Source organism: Haloferula rosea, from assembly GCF_016595525.1.
GTDB classification, from domain to species: domain Bacteria; phylum Verrucomicrobiota; class Verrucomicrobiia; order Verrucomicrobiales; family Akkermansiaceae; genus Haloferula; species Haloferula rosea.
Genome location: NZ_JAENII010000012.1, coordinates 22,633 through 40,294, shown reverse-complemented (window position 1 = coordinate 40,294; position 17,662 = coordinate 22,633). Strand labels below are relative to the sequence as shown.

Below are 17,662 nucleotides of genomic sequence, written 5' to 3'. Positions count from 1 at the left end.
CGACGGGCCGGTCTTCCCCATGGACAAGCCCCCGTTGATCTGAGCGACACGGCTCCTTCGAGCCTGAGGTGCGGACCTTGATCCCGTGCCCTGCTTTCACCCTGCCGATCCCTCTTTGGGAATGGTGGTCACGTCTCTTCTCAAACCCGGACCGGGCTTGGTCCACACATCTCTATTTCCATGAATTTTCGTATCCTCATTGTTGCAGCCAATTTGCTGCTACTCCCGGCCGCGCCGTTGTTGGCGGAAGCCGGAGTGGTGGTGTCACTGGCGAGCGTCGGCGACCGCGTCCGTGCACAGAATCCTGAACTGGTGGCGGCCCGCTGGAAAATCCGGGAAGCGGAGGGTCGGCTGAAGCAGTCTGGGCGGCTTCCCAATCCGGAGCTGGAGAGCGAGCTCGAGCACAACCTTCGATTCAACGAGGGAAGCTTCGCGATCGGGCTGAATCAGCGCTTCCCGGTGACCGATCGACTTTCCCTGGAAAAGGAGCTGGGGGCGATCGGGCTGGACGCGGCGAAGGCGGAGGTCCGGGAAGTGGAAAATCAGCTGCGCGGCGAGGCGCGTCAGGCCGTGGTGGAGGTCTTGGCGATCCGGCGGAGGAAGGCGCTGCTGGCGGAGCAGATGGACCTCGCCAAGGAGCTTGCGGCATTCATCAGCGAAGCGGCGAAGCGGGGAGAGGGCTCGGTATTGGAAGCGGGTCAGGCCCGTCTTGAAGCGGTTCGGTTGGAGACCGAGCGGCGGCAGCTTGAAGCGCAGTCGGCGCGCGTCATGGGGGTGCTGAAGCCGCTGCTCGGGATGGAGGCGGGTGAGACGCTGCACGTATCGGGCAGTCTTCCCGAGGTCGGCGAGGGGCGTCGGAGTGTCGGCGGCCGACCGTTGCTGGAGCTGGGTGAGGCGGCCGTGACGGCGGCGGAGAAGGAGGCGGCGATCGAGCGGGCCAAGCAGTATGGCGACATCGAGGCGGGTCTGTTTGCAGGCGTGGAGCGGGAGGTCGACGAGCCGGAAGGTGGAGAGACGGATGGCATCGTCGGGCTTCGTTTCAAGATCCCACTGCCGTGGTGGGACAAGAACGAGGGCAACATCGACGCGGCGGTGGCAAAAACCGAGCGTCGCAAGCAGGAGGTCGAGGCGATTCGCAGCGGCATCCAACTGGAAGCGGATGCGGCGAAATCCGAGATGTCGGAGTGGGCGGGACTGGTGCGGATGATCGAGGATGACCTGCTTCCCCTGGCGGAGGAGCAAGCCGCTCTCTCCGAGCAGGCTTGGCGCAACGGTCAGGGAGAGCTGCGGGATGTGCTGAGTGCCCGTGAGAAGCGTCTGGAGTTGCTCGCGGCCCAGCTGGATGCGCGGCGCGACTACCATCTCGCGCGCATCCGCTACGAAACCACTCTCGGGAACCTTTGAAGACGAAGCTATGAAACGATGGATCATGATGTTGGGGCTCCTGAGCGGGCTGTTCGCGGTCGCGGAAGAAGACAACTCGCGTCTCAAGGGGATGGTGCTGCTCGATGACATGGGGGTGGCCAACCTCGGGGTGGAAACCGAGATGGTGGCGGAGGGGGTGTTCGAGGAATCGGTTTTTGCCGTGGGTAGGATCGAGGAGGTGTCGTCACGCCACGGGGTGTTGAGCAGCCGCATCGCCGGCCGGATTGTCGAGATCCTCGCCTACGAGGGCGATGTGGTGGAGAAGGGGCAGACGCTAGTGCGGGTGGAAAGCCGTCAGCCGGGTGACCCGCCGCCGGTGATCGACCTGAAGGCACCGATCGGGGGGCTGGTCACGGCATCCCATGTGCGGATTGGCGAACCGGTGCAGCCGGATCGTGAGCTCATGGACATTTCCGACCTGAAGGAGGTATGGGCGATCGCGCGGGTGCCCGAGTATCGCGCTGCCGCGATGAAACCGGGCAGCCGTGCGTGGATCCGGGTGACGGCGACGGGTGACGAGAAGATCGAGGGGGAGTTGCTTCGTTTCGGCACGGCGGCGGACCGTGAAAGCGGCACGATTGATGCGATCTTCCGGGTTCCGAATGAGGCGATGCGGATGCGTCCGGGGATGCGCGCGGAGTTCCAGATCGTGCTGTCCGAGCGGGATGGTGTTCTCAGCGTGCCGCGGGAAGCGGTGCAGGGGGATTCGGCGAGCCGCTATGTGTTCGTGAAGGACTTCGAGATCCCGAATGCCTTCATCAAGGCGCCGGTGTCGACGGGGCAGACGAATGGCGGGCGCATCGAGATCCTCGGTGGGTTGTTCGAGGGCGACGAGGTGGTCGTGCAAGGGGCCTACCCGATGAGTTTCGTCGGAGCCGGGAGCAGCATGTCGCTCAAGGAGGCGCTCGATGCCGCCCATGGCCACGAGCACAACGAGGACGGATCCGAGATGACCGGCGAGCAGAAGGAGTCAGCGGGCGGAGACGGTGAGGATGATCACGACCACGGAGAGGAAGCGCATTCGCTGAATCGCTTCCTCGCAATCGCGTGCGGTCTGCTCCTGGTGCTGCTCGTCCTCAGTTGGGTGATCCGGAAACCAAGTTAGACCGATGCTGAATCATCTCATTCGCTTTTCGTTGTCCCATCGGTCGCTCGTGCTGATGGTGGCGATGGCCTTGCTGTGGTTGGGCTTCCGGACCGTTCGGGAGCTGCCTGTGGAAGTGCTTCCCGATCTAACAAAGCCGACGGTGACGATTCTGACCGAGTCGCCGGGGTTGGCGCCGGAGGAGGTCGAGACCCTGGTGACCCTGCCGCTTGAGAATGCGCTGATGGGGGTGGCAGGCGTGACGCGGCTGCGGACGACGTCGGATGTCGGGCTTTCGCTGACCTTCGTCGAGTTCGACTGGGATACCGATATCTATCAGGCCCGCCAGTTCGTGTGGGAAAGGCTGCAGGCCGTGGAGATGCCCGACGGGGTGGCTCCCTACATGACGCCGGTGGCTTCACTGATGGGGGAAATCATGCTCATCGGCATGCACTCGGAGGATGGTTCGGTGAGCCCGCGTGATCTGCGCTACGAGGCGGATTGGGCGGTGCGTCAGCGGCTGCAGGCGATTCCCGGGGTGGCCGAGGTGCTGGCGATGGGTGGTGGGGTGAAGCAGGTCCAGATTCAGCCCGACCCGGAACGCATGCTGGCCCACGGCATCAGTTTCGCGGAGCTGCGTGAGGCTGCCGCGGAGGCGGTGCGCAATTCGACCGGGGGATTCCTGACCGGGGGATCGAAGGAGATCATGGTGCGCAACCTGGCGATGACCCGCGAGCTCGATGAGATCGCGTCCACCGTGGTCCGACAGATCAATGACCGTTCGGTGACGATTGAAAATGTGGCGGACGTGGTATGGGGAATCGAACCCATGCGTGGGGATGCGGCGATCAATGGTCATGCGGGAGTGATCCTCAGCGTCACCAAGTCTCCCGGGTTCGACACGCTGAAGGTCACCGACAGGGTCAATGAGGCGGTGGAGGAATTGCAGGGTGCCGTGGCCGAGGGTGTGGTCATCACGCCGCTCTTCAAGCAGGCGGACTTCATCAACCACGCGATCGGCAATCTGGAGGAGGCACTGAGGGATGGTGCGATCATGGTGACGCTGATCCTGTTCCTGTTCCTGCTGAATTTCCGCACCACCTTGATCACGCTCACGGCGATCCCCTTGTCGTTCGCGATCACGCTCTTTGTCTTCAAGTTGGCGGGGATCAGCGTGAATTCGATGACCCTTGGTGGGCTCGCGGTGGCCATCGGCATGGTGGTCGATGATGCCATCGTCGACGTTGAGAACGTCTTCCGGAGGTTGCGCGAGAATGCCTCCCGCGAGACGCCGGAGCCGGCGGTGAAGGTGATCGCCCGCGCTTCCGCTGAAGTCCGGAATTCCATCCTCTACGCGACGGTGCTCATCATCCTCGTTTTCGTTCCATTGATCGGGCTCAGCGGTGTGGAAGGTCGGCTTTTCACGCCGATCGCGGTCGCGACCATGGTGAGCATGGCGGCGTCCTTCGTGGTCTCACTGACGGTGATTCCCGTACTTTGTTCCTTCCTGCTCAAGCCACGGGCCGGGCGGAAACCGAAGGGGGAGTCGGCATTGGTCCGCGGACTCAAGTGGCTCCACAAGCACACGTGGCTGAAGGTCGCGCTCGATGCTCCCATCCTTGCGGTGGCGATCGGTCTGCTGGCACTTGTCGGGGCCATCGCCGTGGTGCCAACCATGGGTCGGGACTTTCTGCCTGCCTTCAAGGAGGAGACCGCGGTGGTCGCCATGGCGGCGGCTCCGGGGACATCGATCACGCAGACGAATGAGCTGGCGCGCGTGATGTCGAAGCGGCTGATGGCGGTGGAGGGGGTGAAGCACGTGGGTCAGCGACTGGGTCGTGCCGAGCGAGGGGACCATGTGGTGCCGGTATCGACGGTGGAATTCGACATCGACTTCGAGGAGAGCGAGCGAACCCGGCGTGAGGTGCTGGAAGAGATCGGCAGGGTGGCCCGCGAGGTGCCGGGGACCTTCAGCGTGGTTTCCGGGCCGTTGGCTGACCGGATCGGCCACATGCTCAGTGGGGTTTCCGCCAAGGTGGCGATCAAGGTCTTCGGGCCGGACCTGGAAGAACTGCGGAGCATCGGGGAGGAAATCCAGGAGGTTGCCCGCGGGATTCCCGGGCTCGAGGCGGCAAAGCTGGAACAGCAGGCGCCGATCCCGCAGTTGAGGATCGAGATCGACCGGGATCGGGCGATGGCCTACGGGGTGACTCCGGGGTCGCTCAACGAGCAGCTCGCGGCCCTGATGGGTGGCGAGAAGGTCGGGTCGATCTACGAGGGTCAACGTACCATTGATCTGGTGCTGCGTCTTCCCGATGAATGGAGGGAGGACTCCTCGAAGCTCGAGGATCTCTACATCGATACCGAATCAGGGCGGAGGGTGCCTCTTTCTCTGGTCGCGGACCTGCGTGAGGCGCGGGGGCCGAATGTGATCCAGCGTGAGAACACGCAGCGTCGATTCGTGGTCAGCATCAATCCGACCGAACGCGACCTCACCGGTCTGGTCAATCGTCTGCGTGATGAAGTCACCGAGCGGGTGGATCTTCCGTCGGGCTACTTCATCAGCTATGAGGGTGAGTTCGAGGCGCAGGCGGATGCGGCGCGCAACATCGCGATCTCGTCGGTGCTGGTGCTGCTGGTGGTGGCATTCCTGCTGTTCAGCTATTTCCGGACGACCGTGTTCGCGGCGCAGATCCTCTGTGAGATCCCACTGGCGTTGATTGGTGGGGTGCTTCTGACGAAGCAGCTTGTCGACAACATCAGCATTGCCACGCTGGTCGGTTTCATCGCGGTGGCGGGCATTGCCGCACGGAACAGTATCATGCTGGTATCGCATTACCTGAACCTGATGCGCAGCGAGGGTTTCAGCCGCGAGATGATCGAGCGGGGGACCCTGGAGCGGCTGGTGCCGGTGTTGATGACCGCGTTGTCGGCCGGATTGGCGCTGATCCCGCTGGTTCTGGCCTCGGAAGCCCCGGGCAAGGAGATCCTGCATCCAGTGGCGGTGGTGATCGTCGGGGGGCTGTGCACCTCGACGCTCCTGGGTCTCGGTGTGACCCCTGCCTTGTTCCGGCTTTTCGGACGCCGGGCTGCCGAGCGGGCCCTGGCGAAGGGAGCTGCCGCGATCGAATGACTTTTCAATCTCAACCGTCTCAAACCCACAACATACCATGAAAATACGACAACGACTGATGACCGGCGCGCTGGCGCTGATGACTTCCCTCGCAGCCCTGGCCGCGGATGACCACGATCCTGCGAAGAAGGAAGCGGGCCCAAACGGGGGACGGCTGGTGACGGCTGTGGAACCCCACCTCGAGCTGCTGGTAACGGAGGATCGCAAGGTGAAGATCACCTTCCTCGATGAGAAGAAGCAGGCTGTGGATCCGGGAGAGACCACGGTCAAGCTGACCTGCGGTGAGAGGGCAAACCCGGTTCGCATGACTTTCGAGAAGGACGGCAAGAGTCTGGTATCGAAGGAGGTGCTCCCGGAGGGCAAGAATTTCCCGGCGGTGCTCCAGGTCAAGAGCAACGGCAAGCCGGTATTCGAGCGCTTCCAGCTGAATCTGGCGGACTGTCCGGGGTGCGAATACCTCGAGTATGCCTGCACCTGCGACCACGAACACTGAAGGGTCGAGCGGGGAGCAGACCGCTTCCTGAAGAGGTGATGGTAAGCATCTTTCCCCGGCGCGGGTCGCCGGGGGGAGGTGCTTTTGTTTTGGTGATTCGGTGGGCAGGATTGCCCGCGCTCCTTACGGCTTGGCAGTGAGCGCGGGAGTGGCCACGCTCCCCGTCGTGGCAGGGATGTACGCAATCATCGGCACCGATGAAGGTCGGGTGAAGGAGGAAGCCGTGCGGCTTCATCAGGAACTGACTGGTGGCAATGATGACGGATTCACCCACGAGACGATCGATGGCACGGCGGACAATTCGGACGGGGCATTCCAGATCTGCTCGCAGGTCGTCGAATCGCTGAACACGCTGCCCTTTTTCGGAGGGGAGAAGGTGGTCTGGCTGAAGTCGGCGAGTTTTCTGGTCGATGACGTGACCGGTCGTTCCGAGCGGACCCAGAGTGGGGTCGAGATGCTGCGCGAGTGTCTCGCCGGTGGGTTGGGACCGGGTGTCGTGTTTCTGCTGAGTGCGACCGGCATCGACAAGCGTCGGGCGTTCTGGAAGTTCCTGCAGAAGCATGCGGAGGTCCGCAGTTACGAGAAGATCGATACTTCCAAGGAAGGCTGGGAGGAGGAGGTCGCCGGGCTGGTCGTAGGCCGGGCCAAGGATCTGGGGCTTCAGTTTGAAGACGATGCCTTGGAGCTGTTCGTGATGCTCGCCGGTGAAGCGACCCGTCAGATCGGCAGCGAGCTGGAGAAGCTCGACCTGTATCTCGGGGCGGACCGTCGTTTGGTGTCGCTGGATGACGTCCGCAAGATGGTGCCGATGAGTCGCGCCGGGGTGGTTTTCGAAATCGGACGGGCCCTGCAGGTGGGCGATGCGGCGCGGGCGATCGAGCTGATCGATCAGCAGCTGGAGCGCGGTGAGAGTGCCATCGGGGTGATGCGTGCCTCGATCATTCCCACGGTGAGGAATCTTTTCATGGCTCGCGTGGTGGCGGACATGGGGGTGCGTGGCGGCAACTACCGGGCCTTCGCGGGCGCACTGGATGCACTGCCGGAGATCCAGCGCGCCTGGCTTCCACAGAAGAAGGCGGGCGGGGTGAATGCCTACCCCTTGTTCCTTTCGATGCAGGCGGCCTCGCGGTTTCGTCTCGATGGATTGCGTGCGGTGATGGAGTCCGCCTTGAAGGCGGATCAGGCGCTGGTGACCACCGGGCTGGATCATCGACTGGTGCTGCACCGGTTGGTCGCCCAGGTCAGCGCGGCGGTGAAAAAGCGTTAGGGCATCCCGCCCGTCCGTAGCCGACCGGGCCGTCTCCTGAGCAAGGGTTCGAAGCGGCTCTGTTGCGAGTGGAGGTTGGCGTGTCAGAGAGGCGGATCCCTGCACAAGAAAAACGCCCGGCCGCGAGGTGCGGACGGGCGTTGGAAAATCGCTTGGTATTCCAGCGATCAGCTGTCGGCGCCGAGCTTCGGCTTGCCGGCACGGCGCACAGCACCGAAACGCTTCTGGAATTTGTCGATGCGTCCTTCGGTATCGACGAACTGCTTCTGACCGGTGAAGAACGGGTGGGAGTCGGAGGTGACACCCATCGAGATCAGGTTGTATTCAACGCCGTCGATCGTTTCCTTCTTCTCGGAAGACTTGGTCGAACGGGTCACGAAACGGGCACCTGTCGTCATGTCGACAAAGATGGCCGGATGGTATTCGGGATGAAGATCCTTTTTCATGGCGGATGGTGGTAGATGCTACGTTCCAACGCAGCGGGGCGGGGAGAATGCATGGTCACCGAGACGTGTCAAGCCGGGGAGCATGGAGATGATCAATATTCAGCGATCGGGGTGGGTCATCGATGCCAAAGAAAAAGCCACCGTCCCTTGCGGGGCGGCGGCTTTTGAAGAATCGGGATCGGGTCGAACTCAGTTCGCAGCCACTTCGAGAGGCTGGACGTTCACGCGACGACCGTTGCGGTCGAAGTAAACGTTGCCTTCGACGCCGGCGTGGATGGTGTAGTCCTTGCCCATGAACACGTTCTTGCCTGGGTGCCACTTGGTGCCGCGCTGGCGAAGAATGATGTTGCCGGGGATGACGGATTCGCCACCGAACTTCTTCACGCCGAGGCGCTTGGAGCGGGAGTCGCGACCGTTTTTGACGGAGCCTTGTCCTTTTTTATGAGCCATGTCCTTGGAAGGTTGTGAATTTCAGGGATTGCCGGATCAGCCCGCGATCTCGTTGATCTCGAGCTTGGTGAATGCGCGGCGGAAGCCTTTGGTTTTGTGGAAACCCTTACGGCGCTTGAATTTGAAAGCGATGCCCTTGGGGCCGCGGAAGTTGCTGACCACGGTGGCCTTCACGCTGGCGCCATCGACGACGGGAGCGCCAACTTTGACGTCGGCACCTTCGCCGACCATCAGCGGGCTGAATTCAAGGATGGTTCCTTCATCGAGGTTGAGGTTTTCAACGTCGATTTTGTCGCCTTGTTGGACGCGGTATTGTTTACCGCCGGTTTTGATCACTGCGTAGGCCATGGCCGTAGAAGAAAGGTTGAGTCCACCGCGGTTCTGCGGCGGGCGGGGAGGACACCACAGCCTCACGCAGGCGGCAAGGGAATTTTTTGAATTCGATCTTGGGCGGAAAATCGCTTTGTTCAGCGCCGTGGAATGGTCGATCGAAAGCGTGGAGATGATGGAGGCGCTGGGCGCGGAAGTGGCAGCGGGGCTCCGTGGCGGCGAAGTGGTCGCGCTGGTGGGCGGACTGGGGGCGGGCAAGACCCACTTTACCAAGGGATTGGCGGCGGCATTGGGTCACGGTGGTGAAGTGACCAGCCCGACCTTTGCCTTGGTCCAGGAGTATCGGGGAGGGCGACTGCCGGTTTTCCATCTGGATTTCTACCGTCTGGAGTCTGCCGGGGAATTGCTGGGGATCGGTTGGGACGAAATGCTCGATGAGGAGGGCGTGATCGTCGCGGAATGGGGAGATCGATTCCCCGACATGTTGCCGGAGGATGCAAAATGGCTGAAATTCGAGATTCAGCCGGACGGGTCGCGTCGGGTCACAGAAGCGACCGGCCCCTGATCTGACGGCAGATCAGCGGAAGGAGCGGCCGATCGAGTCGAGCAGCCGGCTGACGGTTCCTGCGGTGCGGGCCGCGGTGCGCGGTGCATTGGCGCGGGCACGCTCGTAGTTGTTGTAACTGCGGGCGGCGGTATCACCCGTGCGGAGCAGGGTGCCCTGCGAACGGATGGCGGCATCGTCCAAATTGCTGATCGACCGGGATGCAACTTCGCCTGAGCGGGTCAGGGATTGCAGGCTGCGGGCTCCGGTGCTGCAGGAGCTCAGGCATGCAGTGACCCCGGCGAGGGCAACAAGGACGAGGGCTTTCATGGGGCGGAATCCTAGTGGGAGAGGGAGCGGGGTCAATCCGACAATTTCTCAACGGCTGTCGAGCTGGAAGCATTGACCCGAGGTGTGGGGCATCGAGCGGTGCAGATGCAGGATGAATTCGGCGGTGGCTTCGAGGGTATTGAAGCGTTCGAGTCGGTGGTCCTGGAGGACCTGTTCGCGGCGGGCTTGCGGGAGATCCCGTGTCATTTTGGTTTCGAGGAAGCCTGGCAGGATGACGTTGCTGCGGATATTGGCAGGTCCGACCTCCTGAGCGAGCGATTGACTGAGCCCGAGGAGTCCGGCCTTGGCGGAGGCGTAGGCCACCTGCCCAGCGGGAGGGTGAAGAGCGGAGTAGCTGGACAGAAAGATCAAGTGCCCGTGGCGCCGCTTGACCATCGGGCGAAGGGCGGCGCGGGCGCAGCGAAAGGCGCCGTGCAGATTGATTTCAAACTGGCGGTCCCAAGCGGACTCGGTCGTCCTTGCGAGCAGTCCGTTCTCGGCGCATCCGGCATTGGCGATGAGGAGATCGATGGGCGCGGCGCTGGAGAAATAGTCCGAGACCGACTCGGGAGACGAAACGTCGAGTTCCCGGCGTCCGGGATTCCTCACATCGAAGCCGGCCCGGCGAAACGTGTCCGCGATGGCTGCTGCCAGATCGCCTTCGCCGCCGGTGATCAGGACTCGCTCGTTCATCGCGGGCGAGGGTGGGGCGGAGTGGTCCGGAGGGGAAGCGACTATTCTTCGGTGGTCGGGGTGGCTTGCTTGACCGGCTGATTCGGGCGGATGATGATGGCGTGTTCATCATAGCGCACGTTGCCGCCGGCCTGCTGGAGCATGAAGTCCATCACCTTGTTGGCGGGCACTCCCTTGAGTTGAAGGGTGATGGGTGACTTGGCGAGTTCCCCACTCCGGTCCTGAATCATGAAGTTAGGTGTGAATGCTTTGTCTTCACCATGTTCATCCGATGTCTTCTTTTCAACCATCATGCCGAGGGCTTCCAGTGCATCTCCGAGTTCGGCTTCCTGGAAGTTCACACTGACGGTGACGGCGGCGAGTTTGGCAGCGCGTTGTTTGGCAGCCATGGTGCTGTCCGCTCCCTTGAGTCGACCGAGTTGGAAACGTGCGTAGGGATGGTCCGGACGCAGGCGTAGAGCCTCATTCAGCAGGGCCCGAGCCTTGACGGCATCTCCTTGTTTGGCGGCCGCCATGCCTTGTTTGTAGAGGTCATCGGCCTTGTCGGCGAAGGCTGGGGTCAGAGAAAGCACAAGTGTGGTTAGAATCAGGCTGAGTTTCATTGGATTGTGGGTTGGAGATAGGGTTTTCGACGATGAGCGGGTCCCATTTCTACTATCTCTTACTGTGAACCAATTCACGGCTTCTTCAATAGAGTAGTTGCCCAAGTTGCGATGAACCTGCATTTCGTGGGTGTGGAAGAGGATGAACAGTGGATGCGACGGGCGCTTGAGGAAGCGGCCCGGGGTATCGGGAGAACGGCTCCGAATCCGGCGGTCGGCTGCGTCATCGTTCGCGATGGGGTCGAGCTCGGTGCGGGTTGGCACCGACGTGCGGGCATGCCCCACGCCGAGCGTGAGGCGATGGCCGATGTGATCGGGCGACATGGCGGTGAAGTGCTGCGTGGTGCGACGGCTTATGTCACGTTGGAGCCGTGTTCGACCCGGGGAAGAACACCGGCCTGCACGGAAGGGTTGATCGAACACGGCATCGCAAGGGTGGTGTATGCCGTCGCGGATCCGAATCCCGCGCATGCGGGGGCGGCGGATGGGATTCTCAGGGATGCGGGCATCGAGGTTCGAGCCGGAGTGTTGGCGGATGAGGGGCTTCGCTTGCTCCGGGGTTTTGACAAGGTTCAGAGAACGGGATTGCCATGGATGATCTGGAAAACGGCGATGAGCCTGGATGGTCGGTTGACCCGTCCTCCGGGTGAGGGCATGTGGTTGACCGGGACGTCCTCCCGTGCCGAAGTCCAGCGCCTGCGTGCCGAGGTGGACGGCATCGTTACCTCGGGTGAAACCGTGCGGCGTGACAACCCGCGGCTCGATCTACGAGATCCCCAGTGGTTGGAGGGGCGGGAGCAACCGTGGAGGGTGGTGATCAGTCGACAAGGGAGGGCGCTGCCTGAGGATGCCCCTTTGTTCACCGATGCCCATGCCGACCGCACCCGGGTGTGGAAGGGGGATGATGTCCGTGGGATGCTGCGTCGCATGGTTGATGAGCTCGGGGTGCACACCGTGCTTCTGGAATGCGGAGGAAACCTGGCGGGTGTCTGCATGGATGACGGACTGATTGATGAGGTCGTGGTGTTTGCGGCACCGATGTTGTGTGGAGGTCCGGTTTCCGCGCTGGGGGGTGAGGGGGTTGCCGACGGCGTCAAACTGAGCGAGATTCAATTCGCACGCTTCGATGACGATGTGATGATGCGTGGCGTGGTGGAGCATGCTTCCCTCACGGCGTCCGCGCATTGATTTCACCGCCCCCTCATTCTCCGTTCATGGGTGGGGAGCAGCTTGTCTTCGTCCAACAACGACAAGCTATGAACGAAGAAAATAAAGTGGATGTGTGGAAGGACCGGGTGCTGCCCGGATTGAGTTATCTGGTGGCCATCGGCCTCACGCTTGCGAGCCCGGCGCTGATGGCGGGGTCGCTGGTGCTCGCGGTCCTTTCGGGGGATGCGGGTGTGGTCGGCCTCGGCCTACTGGCCGGTGCGGTACTGGGGGCGACCGGTGCGGTGACACTCCTGTGGTGTCTGGCATCGACCGGGCGAGCTCAACACGCCGGGTGATCGACTTGGTGGGGCGGGTGACCGGAGGGAATCCGGTCATCCATCTCCGGCTTCCGGTCAGCGACCGAACATCTGGGTCCAGTGACCGCCGGCACGGCCGAGGCCGATGCGGGAATGGCCGCGGTTGAACATGTTCTTGTGGTGGCCGGGTGAGTAGAACCAGCCGGTATTGGCGCCATGGGGGTCGGTGCTGCCCATGTAGATGTTCTCTCCGGATGAGGTGGTGCCGAAATTCTTGGCACGATCCCAAGGGGTTTTCTTTCCGGGCACCGGCGACTCGTGGGCGAAGAACCCCTTCTCCTTCATGTCGGTGGAGTGGTCACGCGATGCTTCGCAGAGCTCGGGGTCGAGGACGAGGGCGTTGAGTCCGACGTAGAGGCGCCAGCGATTGCATTCCTCGACGCCCTTTGCTTCGTCCGCGGGCACACCATCGTTCTCCGCGATCTTCCGGTTCTTCTCGAGAATCTTCAGGCCATCCCTCGGGAGATCACCTGCGCTGGCGGCGATTTCCTTTTCGCTCGCCTTCAGGGAGGACATGGAATCCGTGGGAGTGGTGGAGAGGGCGGCGTCCAGAGCGGCATCGCGGAAGCGGGCAAGTTTGGTTGCGGCGGATCGAAGTGCCTTCACTTCGTCGGAGGCGCCGGCGATGACCTCGTCGGGTGTGGGTTCGAGCAGTTTTCGCAACTCCTTGAGGGCCGGCATGCTCTTGCTCTTGAGCAGGGGTTTCATCTGCGCTTCGCCGAGGCCGTAGACGGCCATGAATTCGCCGCGCAATTCACGCACGCGGCGTGATGCGGCGGCCCGGTCACCGGTCACGCCCTGCTTGGCAGCGGCGGTCAGTGCGCTGAGGTAGCGGTCGCGCACGCCGGGCCACGCTTTGTTGAGCGCGGTGGAGAGTGCGTTGAGCGTCTTGGGTTCGGCATTCTCCAGGCTGTTGCAGAGTTGGGTGATGTCCCCGCCGGATTCCAGTTGGGTCTGGAAGGCGGCAAGCAATTCATCGACGGCCTGATCGGCTCTCGCTGAAAGCGGAGCGAGCAGAAGGAGGGAAAGGAAAAGGAATCGCATGGGCACGAAAGGGAGGTGCCTTTTCAGCGGTGCAGTTGCAAGCAGTCGTGCCGCGAAATCATGGAAAATGAAAGCCGCCACCCCGGATTACGGGATGGCGGCGGGAGATCAGAACCGGTCCTCAGCGGAACAGGTTGAAGATGGACGGGCGCCGATAGGTCGTCCGGCTGTGGCCGTGAGGGCTTCCGCAGCGCGGAGGTGCAACGGCGCGGTGCTTCGAGTGCGGATGGTAGGGGTTCCGGTAGCCGGTGTTCGAATGCCGGTGGGCCGGTCTGCAGCGGTGGACGACGGGTTCGGTGCGGTAGCGGTAGACCGGATTGCCGCAGCGATCGTAGTAGGAGATGTATCGCTGGGTGTAGATCGGGCATCCACATGAAGTACGGCTGGTGACGTAGCGGTGGGTCTGCTGGCACGGTCTGGCCTCTGCTTCCGGGGCTGCGATGAACTGGGCTCCGAGAACGGCGAGTAAGGTGAGTAAGGTCTTCATGTGTTGTTTTTCAGATTCAGTTCCTTTGACCCGGTGATGATGAAATGTATTCAGTGGAATCTTCATTTCCGGCAAAAAACAAAACCCGCACCGGTTGATCCGGGGCGGGTGGTCGGGGCGCAGGGAGTCTGAATCAGCGTGGTGCCACTGCGGCGGATCCGTGCTGCATCCAGCGGTAGGCGAGGGACATCGAGACGACGCTGAAGGGGATGGTGAACACGAGCCCGATGAAGAGTGGGATCGCACCGAGCATGTTGATGAGGAAGAGGATGATGTAGAGGCCGAAGAGGGGCATCTTGGTGCCGGTGGTGATCCGTGAACTGTAGGCGAACGAACCGAGGACGTCGGCGTGCTTGTCGACGATGGCGAATTGGTACTGTCCAAGCCGTAGAAGAATGTAGATGCCGGGAACCACGAACAGGAGGATGCCCACGCCGAACAACAGACCGAAGAGAACCTGGGCGAGAAACGCGCGGAAGGTGAGTGCACCCTGGGAGAAGAGTGAGCCGATCGTGTAGGGGCGGCCGTCGATGATGTTGAGTCCCACCCGGAAGATTCCGAGGCCGAGGAAGACGCCGACGAGCGAGCTGACGATCTGGTTCAGGAGGCTTCCCGAGTCGAGGGCATCGGCGAATGCCTCGTCGAGATCCGGGTTGTCCGTGGAGATGCCGAAATCGGTGGCTTCCTTCGGGGTGTATCCGATCAAGGTATCGATGTATCCCATCAGGATGCTGACGCCGAGCGTGATGGAAATCATGATGGCACCGATGATGAACAGCATGCCGATGTGGCGCTTCGTGATTTCGAAGGAGGCTTTGAGGATGGCGGCGATGTCGACGGGTTCGCTGCCGGGCTCGATTTCCGGAAGGGTGGATCCGTCGGTCGGGTAGTGGTCCGCACTCTGGACCTCCGGGGTGGCGTAGGGGTTGCTCTCCTCCGGGGGAGGTGGGGTGGGTTCGCTCTGCCGGGGTCCGCGCTGATCCTGCTTCTTGAAGTTGGATGCGAGTTCGGGGACGGAGGCGACGGGCAGCCAGTCGGCCATGCCGTCCTTCCAGACGAGACCTTTTTCCGGGTCGAACTCTCCGTTGGAGGCAAGCCGTTCCAGTTCGGACACGGGGACGGGGCCAAGCTGCTTCCCTTGGTGGGAGTAATACCAATCGCTCATTGTGGTTGAAGATCTATCAAGCGTGCCTTCCACCGGCAAGGAAGGGCTGGCAAAGCGGGGTCATCCGGGGCGGGGTGTGCGCCGGAAGTGGCTGGGTGATTGGTGGGTGATGCGTTTGAAGACGACGGCCATGCGCTCGGGATCATTGAAGCCGCACAGCTCGGCGATGCGGGAGATCGGGTGATTGGTCTGAACGAGGAGATGGCGGGCGTGGCGGACGCGCATCCGGCAGAGCATTTCCCACGGGGTGCAGCGGTAGAACTCGCGGAACTTCCGCTCCAGACTGCGCCGGGCGATCCTGAGGTCGTGGCAGAGTTCGCCGATGCTGATGGGGTCCTGAAGGTGCTCGGAGAGGTATGACATGGCACGACGGAGCATCTCGTCTTCGACGGCAAGGTGATTGGCGGAGTGGCGCAGGACGACGCCACCGGGTGGGATCTGGATGGGTGAGGGCGGGGCGGTTTCGCCTGCGAGTTGGCGTTCCATCGCCTCGCCGACCACGGCACCGATCTTTTCCCAGGGAATGGCGACGCTGGAGAGCATCGGGTAGCTCAAGCCGCAGACGAGTTCGTCGTTGTTGGCGCCGATGACAGCGACTTGTTCGGGAACCTTCAGACCCAGCGTCTGGCACGCGCCGCAGAGGAAGCGACCGAGGGGATCATGGACGGCGAAGATGCCGACCGGCTTCGGCAGGTCGTGAAGCCACTGCTGCATGGCATCGCTCGGGCTGGTGAAGCTCTCACTGTAGCGGGCTTCGAGCAAGGAGGGTTCGGTGTGCACGGAGCATGAGGTGTCGGCTTCGAGGGCTTGGCGGAATCCATGGATGCGCTGGTCCGAGTAGGGAGCCCCATTCCCCAGGCAGGCGAAACTGCGGTAGCCGGCCTCGAGAAATGCGCGGGCGGCCTCGGCCCCGACGGCGTGGTCATCCACGTCGATGCTGGTCACGCCCGGGTAGGTGAAATCGGTGTCGGCAATGACGGTGGGAAGTTCCAGCTGGAGGAGTCTGTCGGTGATGGCGGGCAGCCACTCGGTGATGAGTCCGGCGGGTTGGAGGTCCTGCAGTCGTTGCCGCAGTTCCTCGATGGGGCGGTGGATGCTGAGGATGTGGAAGTCCTGCTGGCGCCGGACGAAGGGAGTCAGGGAAGGGGTGAGACGGCGGAGGAAGACCTCGGACATCACGATCGCGATCGTTGAAGGCATCGGCGGCCATGAGAGCAGCTTGTTTGGCGCAAATCAACAGAACTGAGTCGCAATTTGCGGTTTCGGTCTCGGGTGGGGCTGGTGGAGGATGGAGGCCAACCTAATCCAGAACACATGAGTTATTTCGACTGCGACAAGATCCAATACGAAGGCCCGACGTCCAAGAACCCGCTGGCTTTCAAGCACTACAACCCCGAGGAGCTTGTCGATGGCAAGAGCATGAAGGAGCATTTGCGCTTCGCGGCTCCGTACTGGCACGTGATGCGCAACGAGCTGGGGGATCCCTTCGGCGGTGGCACGGCGGTGATGCCATGGGATGATGGATCGAACTCGACGGAGAACGCCGTGAAGCGTGTCGATGTGTTCTTCGAGTTCCTCGAGAAGATCGGGATCGACTATTACTGCTGGCACGACCGCGACATCGCCCCGGAGCTGGGCGACCTCGCGGCTTCGAACAAGGCGCTGGACACCGTGGTGGCCAAGCTGAAGGAGAAGCAGGCTGAGACGGGCGTGAAGCTGCTGTGGGGAACGGCCTGTCTTTTCTCCCACCCTCGCTACGCGCAAGGTGCGGCGACTTCACCGGATGCCAGCGTGTATGCCTATGCGGCGGCGCAGGTGAAGAAGGCGCTGGAGTGCACGAAGGAACTCGATGGACTGGGCTACACCTTCTGGGGCGGCCGGGAAGGATACGCGACACTTCTCAATACCGACATGAAGCGTGAGTTGGATCACCTCGGTGCGTTCCTGCACATGGCGGTCGACCACGCAAAGAAGATCGGCTTCGACGGTCCCTTCTACATCGAGCCGAAGCCGCGTGAACCTTCGACGCACCAGTACGACAGCGACGCGGCTGCCTGCCTGAATTTCCTCCGCGAGTATGGCCTGATGGATCACTTCAAGCTGAACATCGAGACCAACCACGCGACCCTTGCGGGCCACACCATGGAGCACGAGCTCACCGTTTCGGCGAATGCCGGAATGCTGGGGAGCATCGATGCCAACCGGGGTGACACGTTGATTGGTTGGGATACTGATCAGTTCCCGACCGACATCTACGGCACCACGCAGGTGATGCTTGTCGTGCTCGGCATGGGTGGCTTCACCACGGGTGGGCTGAACTTCGATGCGAAGCGCCGCCGCGAGTCGCACGATCCGATCGACCTGATGCACGCACACGTCGGTGGCATGGACACCTTTGCCCGTGGCCTGAAGATCGCCAGCGCGATCCGCGCCGACGGCCGCCTCGCGGAATTCGTCAAGGAGCGCTACAGCAGTTTCGACAGCGAGCTGGGCAAGAAGGTCGAAGCGGGACAATGCAGCTTCGAGGATCTTGAAAAGATCGCCCTGGCCAACGGTGAGCCGACGCTTGCGTCCGGTCGCCAGGAGATGCTGGAGAACCTGATCAACGAGTTCATCTGATTCCTGCATGTGGGTGCCGATGAC

At 62.2% G+C, this 17,662-nt stretch carries 19 protein-coding genes; 9 read left to right on the top strand and 10 right to left on the bottom strand.

Annotated features, from left to right (window positions below; all coding sequences use genetic code 11):
* The first annotated feature begins 180 nt into the window (after positions 1–180).
* From JIN81_RS14495 to holA, 5 genes are all read left to right on the top strand, one after another.
* A complete protein-coding gene (locus tag JIN81_RS14495; RefSeq protein ID WP_200281270.1) occupies positions 181–1,404 on the top strand; it encodes a TolC family protein in 1,224 nt (407 codons plus the stop codon).
* 25 nt (positions 1,405–1,429) lie between these two features.
* Complete coding sequence (locus tag JIN81_RS14490) at positions 1,430–2,530, top strand: efflux RND transporter periplasmic adaptor subunit (RefSeq protein WP_234044981.1); 1,101 nt, start codon at positions 1,430–1,432, stop codon at positions 2,528–2,530.
* A gap of 4 nt (positions 2,531–2,534) precedes the next feature.
* Positions 2,535–5,642 (top strand): efflux RND transporter permease subunit, encoded by a 3,108-nt coding sequence (locus JIN81_RS14485; protein WP_200281264.1) that lies wholly within the window; start codon positions 2,535–2,537, stop codon positions 5,640–5,642.
* Between the two features lie 37 nt (positions 5,643–5,679).
* A complete protein-coding gene (locus JIN81_RS14480) occupies positions 5,680–6,135 on the top strand; it encodes a hypothetical protein (protein ID WP_200281261.1) in 456 nt (151 codons plus the stop codon).
* Positions 6,136–6,310: 175 nt separating this feature from the next.
* Complete coding sequence (gene holA, locus JIN81_RS14475) at positions 6,311–7,402, top strand: DNA polymerase III subunit delta (RefSeq protein ID WP_234044980.1); 1,092 nt, start codon at positions 6,311–6,313, stop codon at positions 7,400–7,402.
* Positions 7,403–7,569: 167 nt separating this feature from the next.
* Here the strand turns inward: holA and JIN81_RS14470 are convergent, their stop codons facing one another.
* The 3 genes from JIN81_RS14470 to rplU form a co-directional block, all read right to left on the bottom strand.
* The gene (locus tag JIN81_RS14470; protein WP_200281255.1) at positions 7,570–7,848 is read right to left on the bottom strand and encodes a type B 50S ribosomal protein L31; all 279 of its coding nucleotides are present in this window, start codon (positions 7,846–7,848) and stop codon (positions 7,570–7,572) included.
* 189 nt (positions 7,849–8,037) lie between these two features.
* Positions 8,038–8,298, bottom strand: coding sequence for a 50S ribosomal protein L27 (gene rpmA, locus JIN81_RS14465; protein ID WP_200281240.1), 261 nt, complete (start codon positions 8,296–8,298; stop codon positions 8,038–8,040).
* Positions 8,299–8,334: 36 nt separating this feature from the next.
* Positions 8,335–8,646, bottom strand: a complete 312-nt coding sequence (rplU, locus tag JIN81_RS14460; protein ID WP_200281237.1) for a 50S ribosomal protein L21 — start codon at positions 8,644–8,646, stop codon at positions 8,335–8,337.
* Between the two features lie 127 nt (positions 8,647–8,773).
* Between rplU and tsaE the strand changes: the two genes are divergently transcribed.
* Positions 8,774–9,193 carry a tRNA (adenosine(37)-N6)-threonylcarbamoyltransferase complex ATPase subunit type 1 TsaE gene (tsaE, locus tag JIN81_RS14455; protein WP_325100889.1) on the top strand — a complete coding sequence of 140 codons (420 nt, stop codon included), beginning with the start codon at positions 8,774–8,776 and terminating at the stop codon, positions 9,191–9,193.
* Between the two features lie 12 nt (positions 9,194–9,205).
* Here tsaE and JIN81_RS14450 read toward each other — a convergent pair whose 3' ends face one another.
* Genes JIN81_RS14450 through JIN81_RS14440 form a run of 3 tightly spaced genes read right to left on the bottom strand, consistent with a single transcriptional unit; the run spans position 9,206 to position 10,797 of the window.
* Positions 9,206–9,502, bottom strand: a complete 297-nt coding sequence (locus tag JIN81_RS14450) for a hypothetical protein (RefSeq protein ID WP_200281234.1) — start codon at positions 9,500–9,502, stop codon at positions 9,206–9,208.
* A 48-nt stretch (positions 9,503–9,550) separates the two neighbouring features.
* Positions 9,551–10,195, bottom strand: coding sequence for an SDR family NAD(P)-dependent oxidoreductase (locus JIN81_RS14445; RefSeq protein ID WP_200281231.1), 645 nt, complete (start codon positions 10,193–10,195; stop codon positions 9,551–9,553).
* A gap of 41 nt (positions 10,196–10,236) precedes the next feature.
* Positions 10,237–10,797 (bottom strand): tetratricopeptide repeat protein, encoded by a 561-nt coding sequence (locus JIN81_RS14440; protein ID WP_200281227.1) that lies wholly within the window; start codon positions 10,795–10,797, stop codon positions 10,237–10,239.
* Between the two features lie 111 nt (positions 10,798–10,908).
* On the opposite strand from JIN81_RS14440, the gene ribD reads away from it, so the two are divergent.
* Positions 10,909–11,985: a bifunctional diaminohydroxyphosphoribosylaminopyrimidine deaminase/5-amino-6-(5-phosphoribosylamino)uracil reductase RibD gene (ribD, locus tag JIN81_RS14435; RefSeq protein WP_234044974.1), complete on the top strand. Its 1,077-nt coding sequence runs from the start codon at positions 10,909–10,911 to the stop codon at positions 11,983–11,985.
* 68 nt (positions 11,986–12,053) lie between these two features.
* The gene (locus JIN81_RS14430) at positions 12,054–12,302 is read left to right on the top strand and encodes a hypothetical protein (protein WP_200281224.1); all 249 of its coding nucleotides are present in this window, start codon (positions 12,054–12,056) and stop codon (positions 12,300–12,302) included.
* A 57-nt stretch (positions 12,303–12,359) separates the two neighbouring features.
* Here JIN81_RS14430 and JIN81_RS14425 read toward each other — a convergent pair whose 3' ends face one another.
* The 4 genes from JIN81_RS14425 to JIN81_RS14410 all read right to left on the bottom strand — a co-directional run bounded on the left by JIN81_RS14425 (position 12,360) and on the right by JIN81_RS14410 (position 16,195).
* Entirely contained in the window at positions 12,360–13,367 is a 1,008-nt protein-coding gene (locus JIN81_RS14425) for a CAP domain-containing protein (protein WP_200281221.1), read from the bottom strand.
* A 121-nt stretch (positions 13,368–13,488) separates the two neighbouring features.
* Positions 13,489–13,854, bottom strand: a complete 366-nt coding sequence (locus tag JIN81_RS14420; RefSeq protein WP_200281218.1) for a hypothetical protein — start codon at positions 13,852–13,854, stop codon at positions 13,489–13,491.
* Positions 13,855–13,987: 133 nt separating this feature from the next.
* Positions 13,988–15,019: a DUF4339 domain-containing protein gene (locus tag JIN81_RS14415; RefSeq protein ID WP_200281216.1), complete on the bottom strand. Its 1,032-nt coding sequence runs from the start codon at positions 15,017–15,019 to the stop codon at positions 13,988–13,990.
* A 60-nt stretch (positions 15,020–15,079) separates the two neighbouring features.
* On the bottom strand, positions 15,080–16,195 hold the full coding sequence (locus JIN81_RS14410; RefSeq protein WP_234044971.1) for a substrate-binding domain-containing protein: 1,116 nt from the start codon (positions 16,193–16,195) through the stop codon (positions 15,080–15,082).
* Positions 16,196–16,333: 138 nt separating this feature from the next.
* On the opposite strand from JIN81_RS14410, the gene xylA reads away from it, so the two are divergent.
* A complete protein-coding gene (xylA, locus tag JIN81_RS14405; protein WP_200281210.1) occupies positions 16,334–17,638 on the top strand; it encodes a xylose isomerase in 1,305 nt (434 codons plus the stop codon).
* Positions 17,639–17,662: the final 24 nt, after the last annotated feature.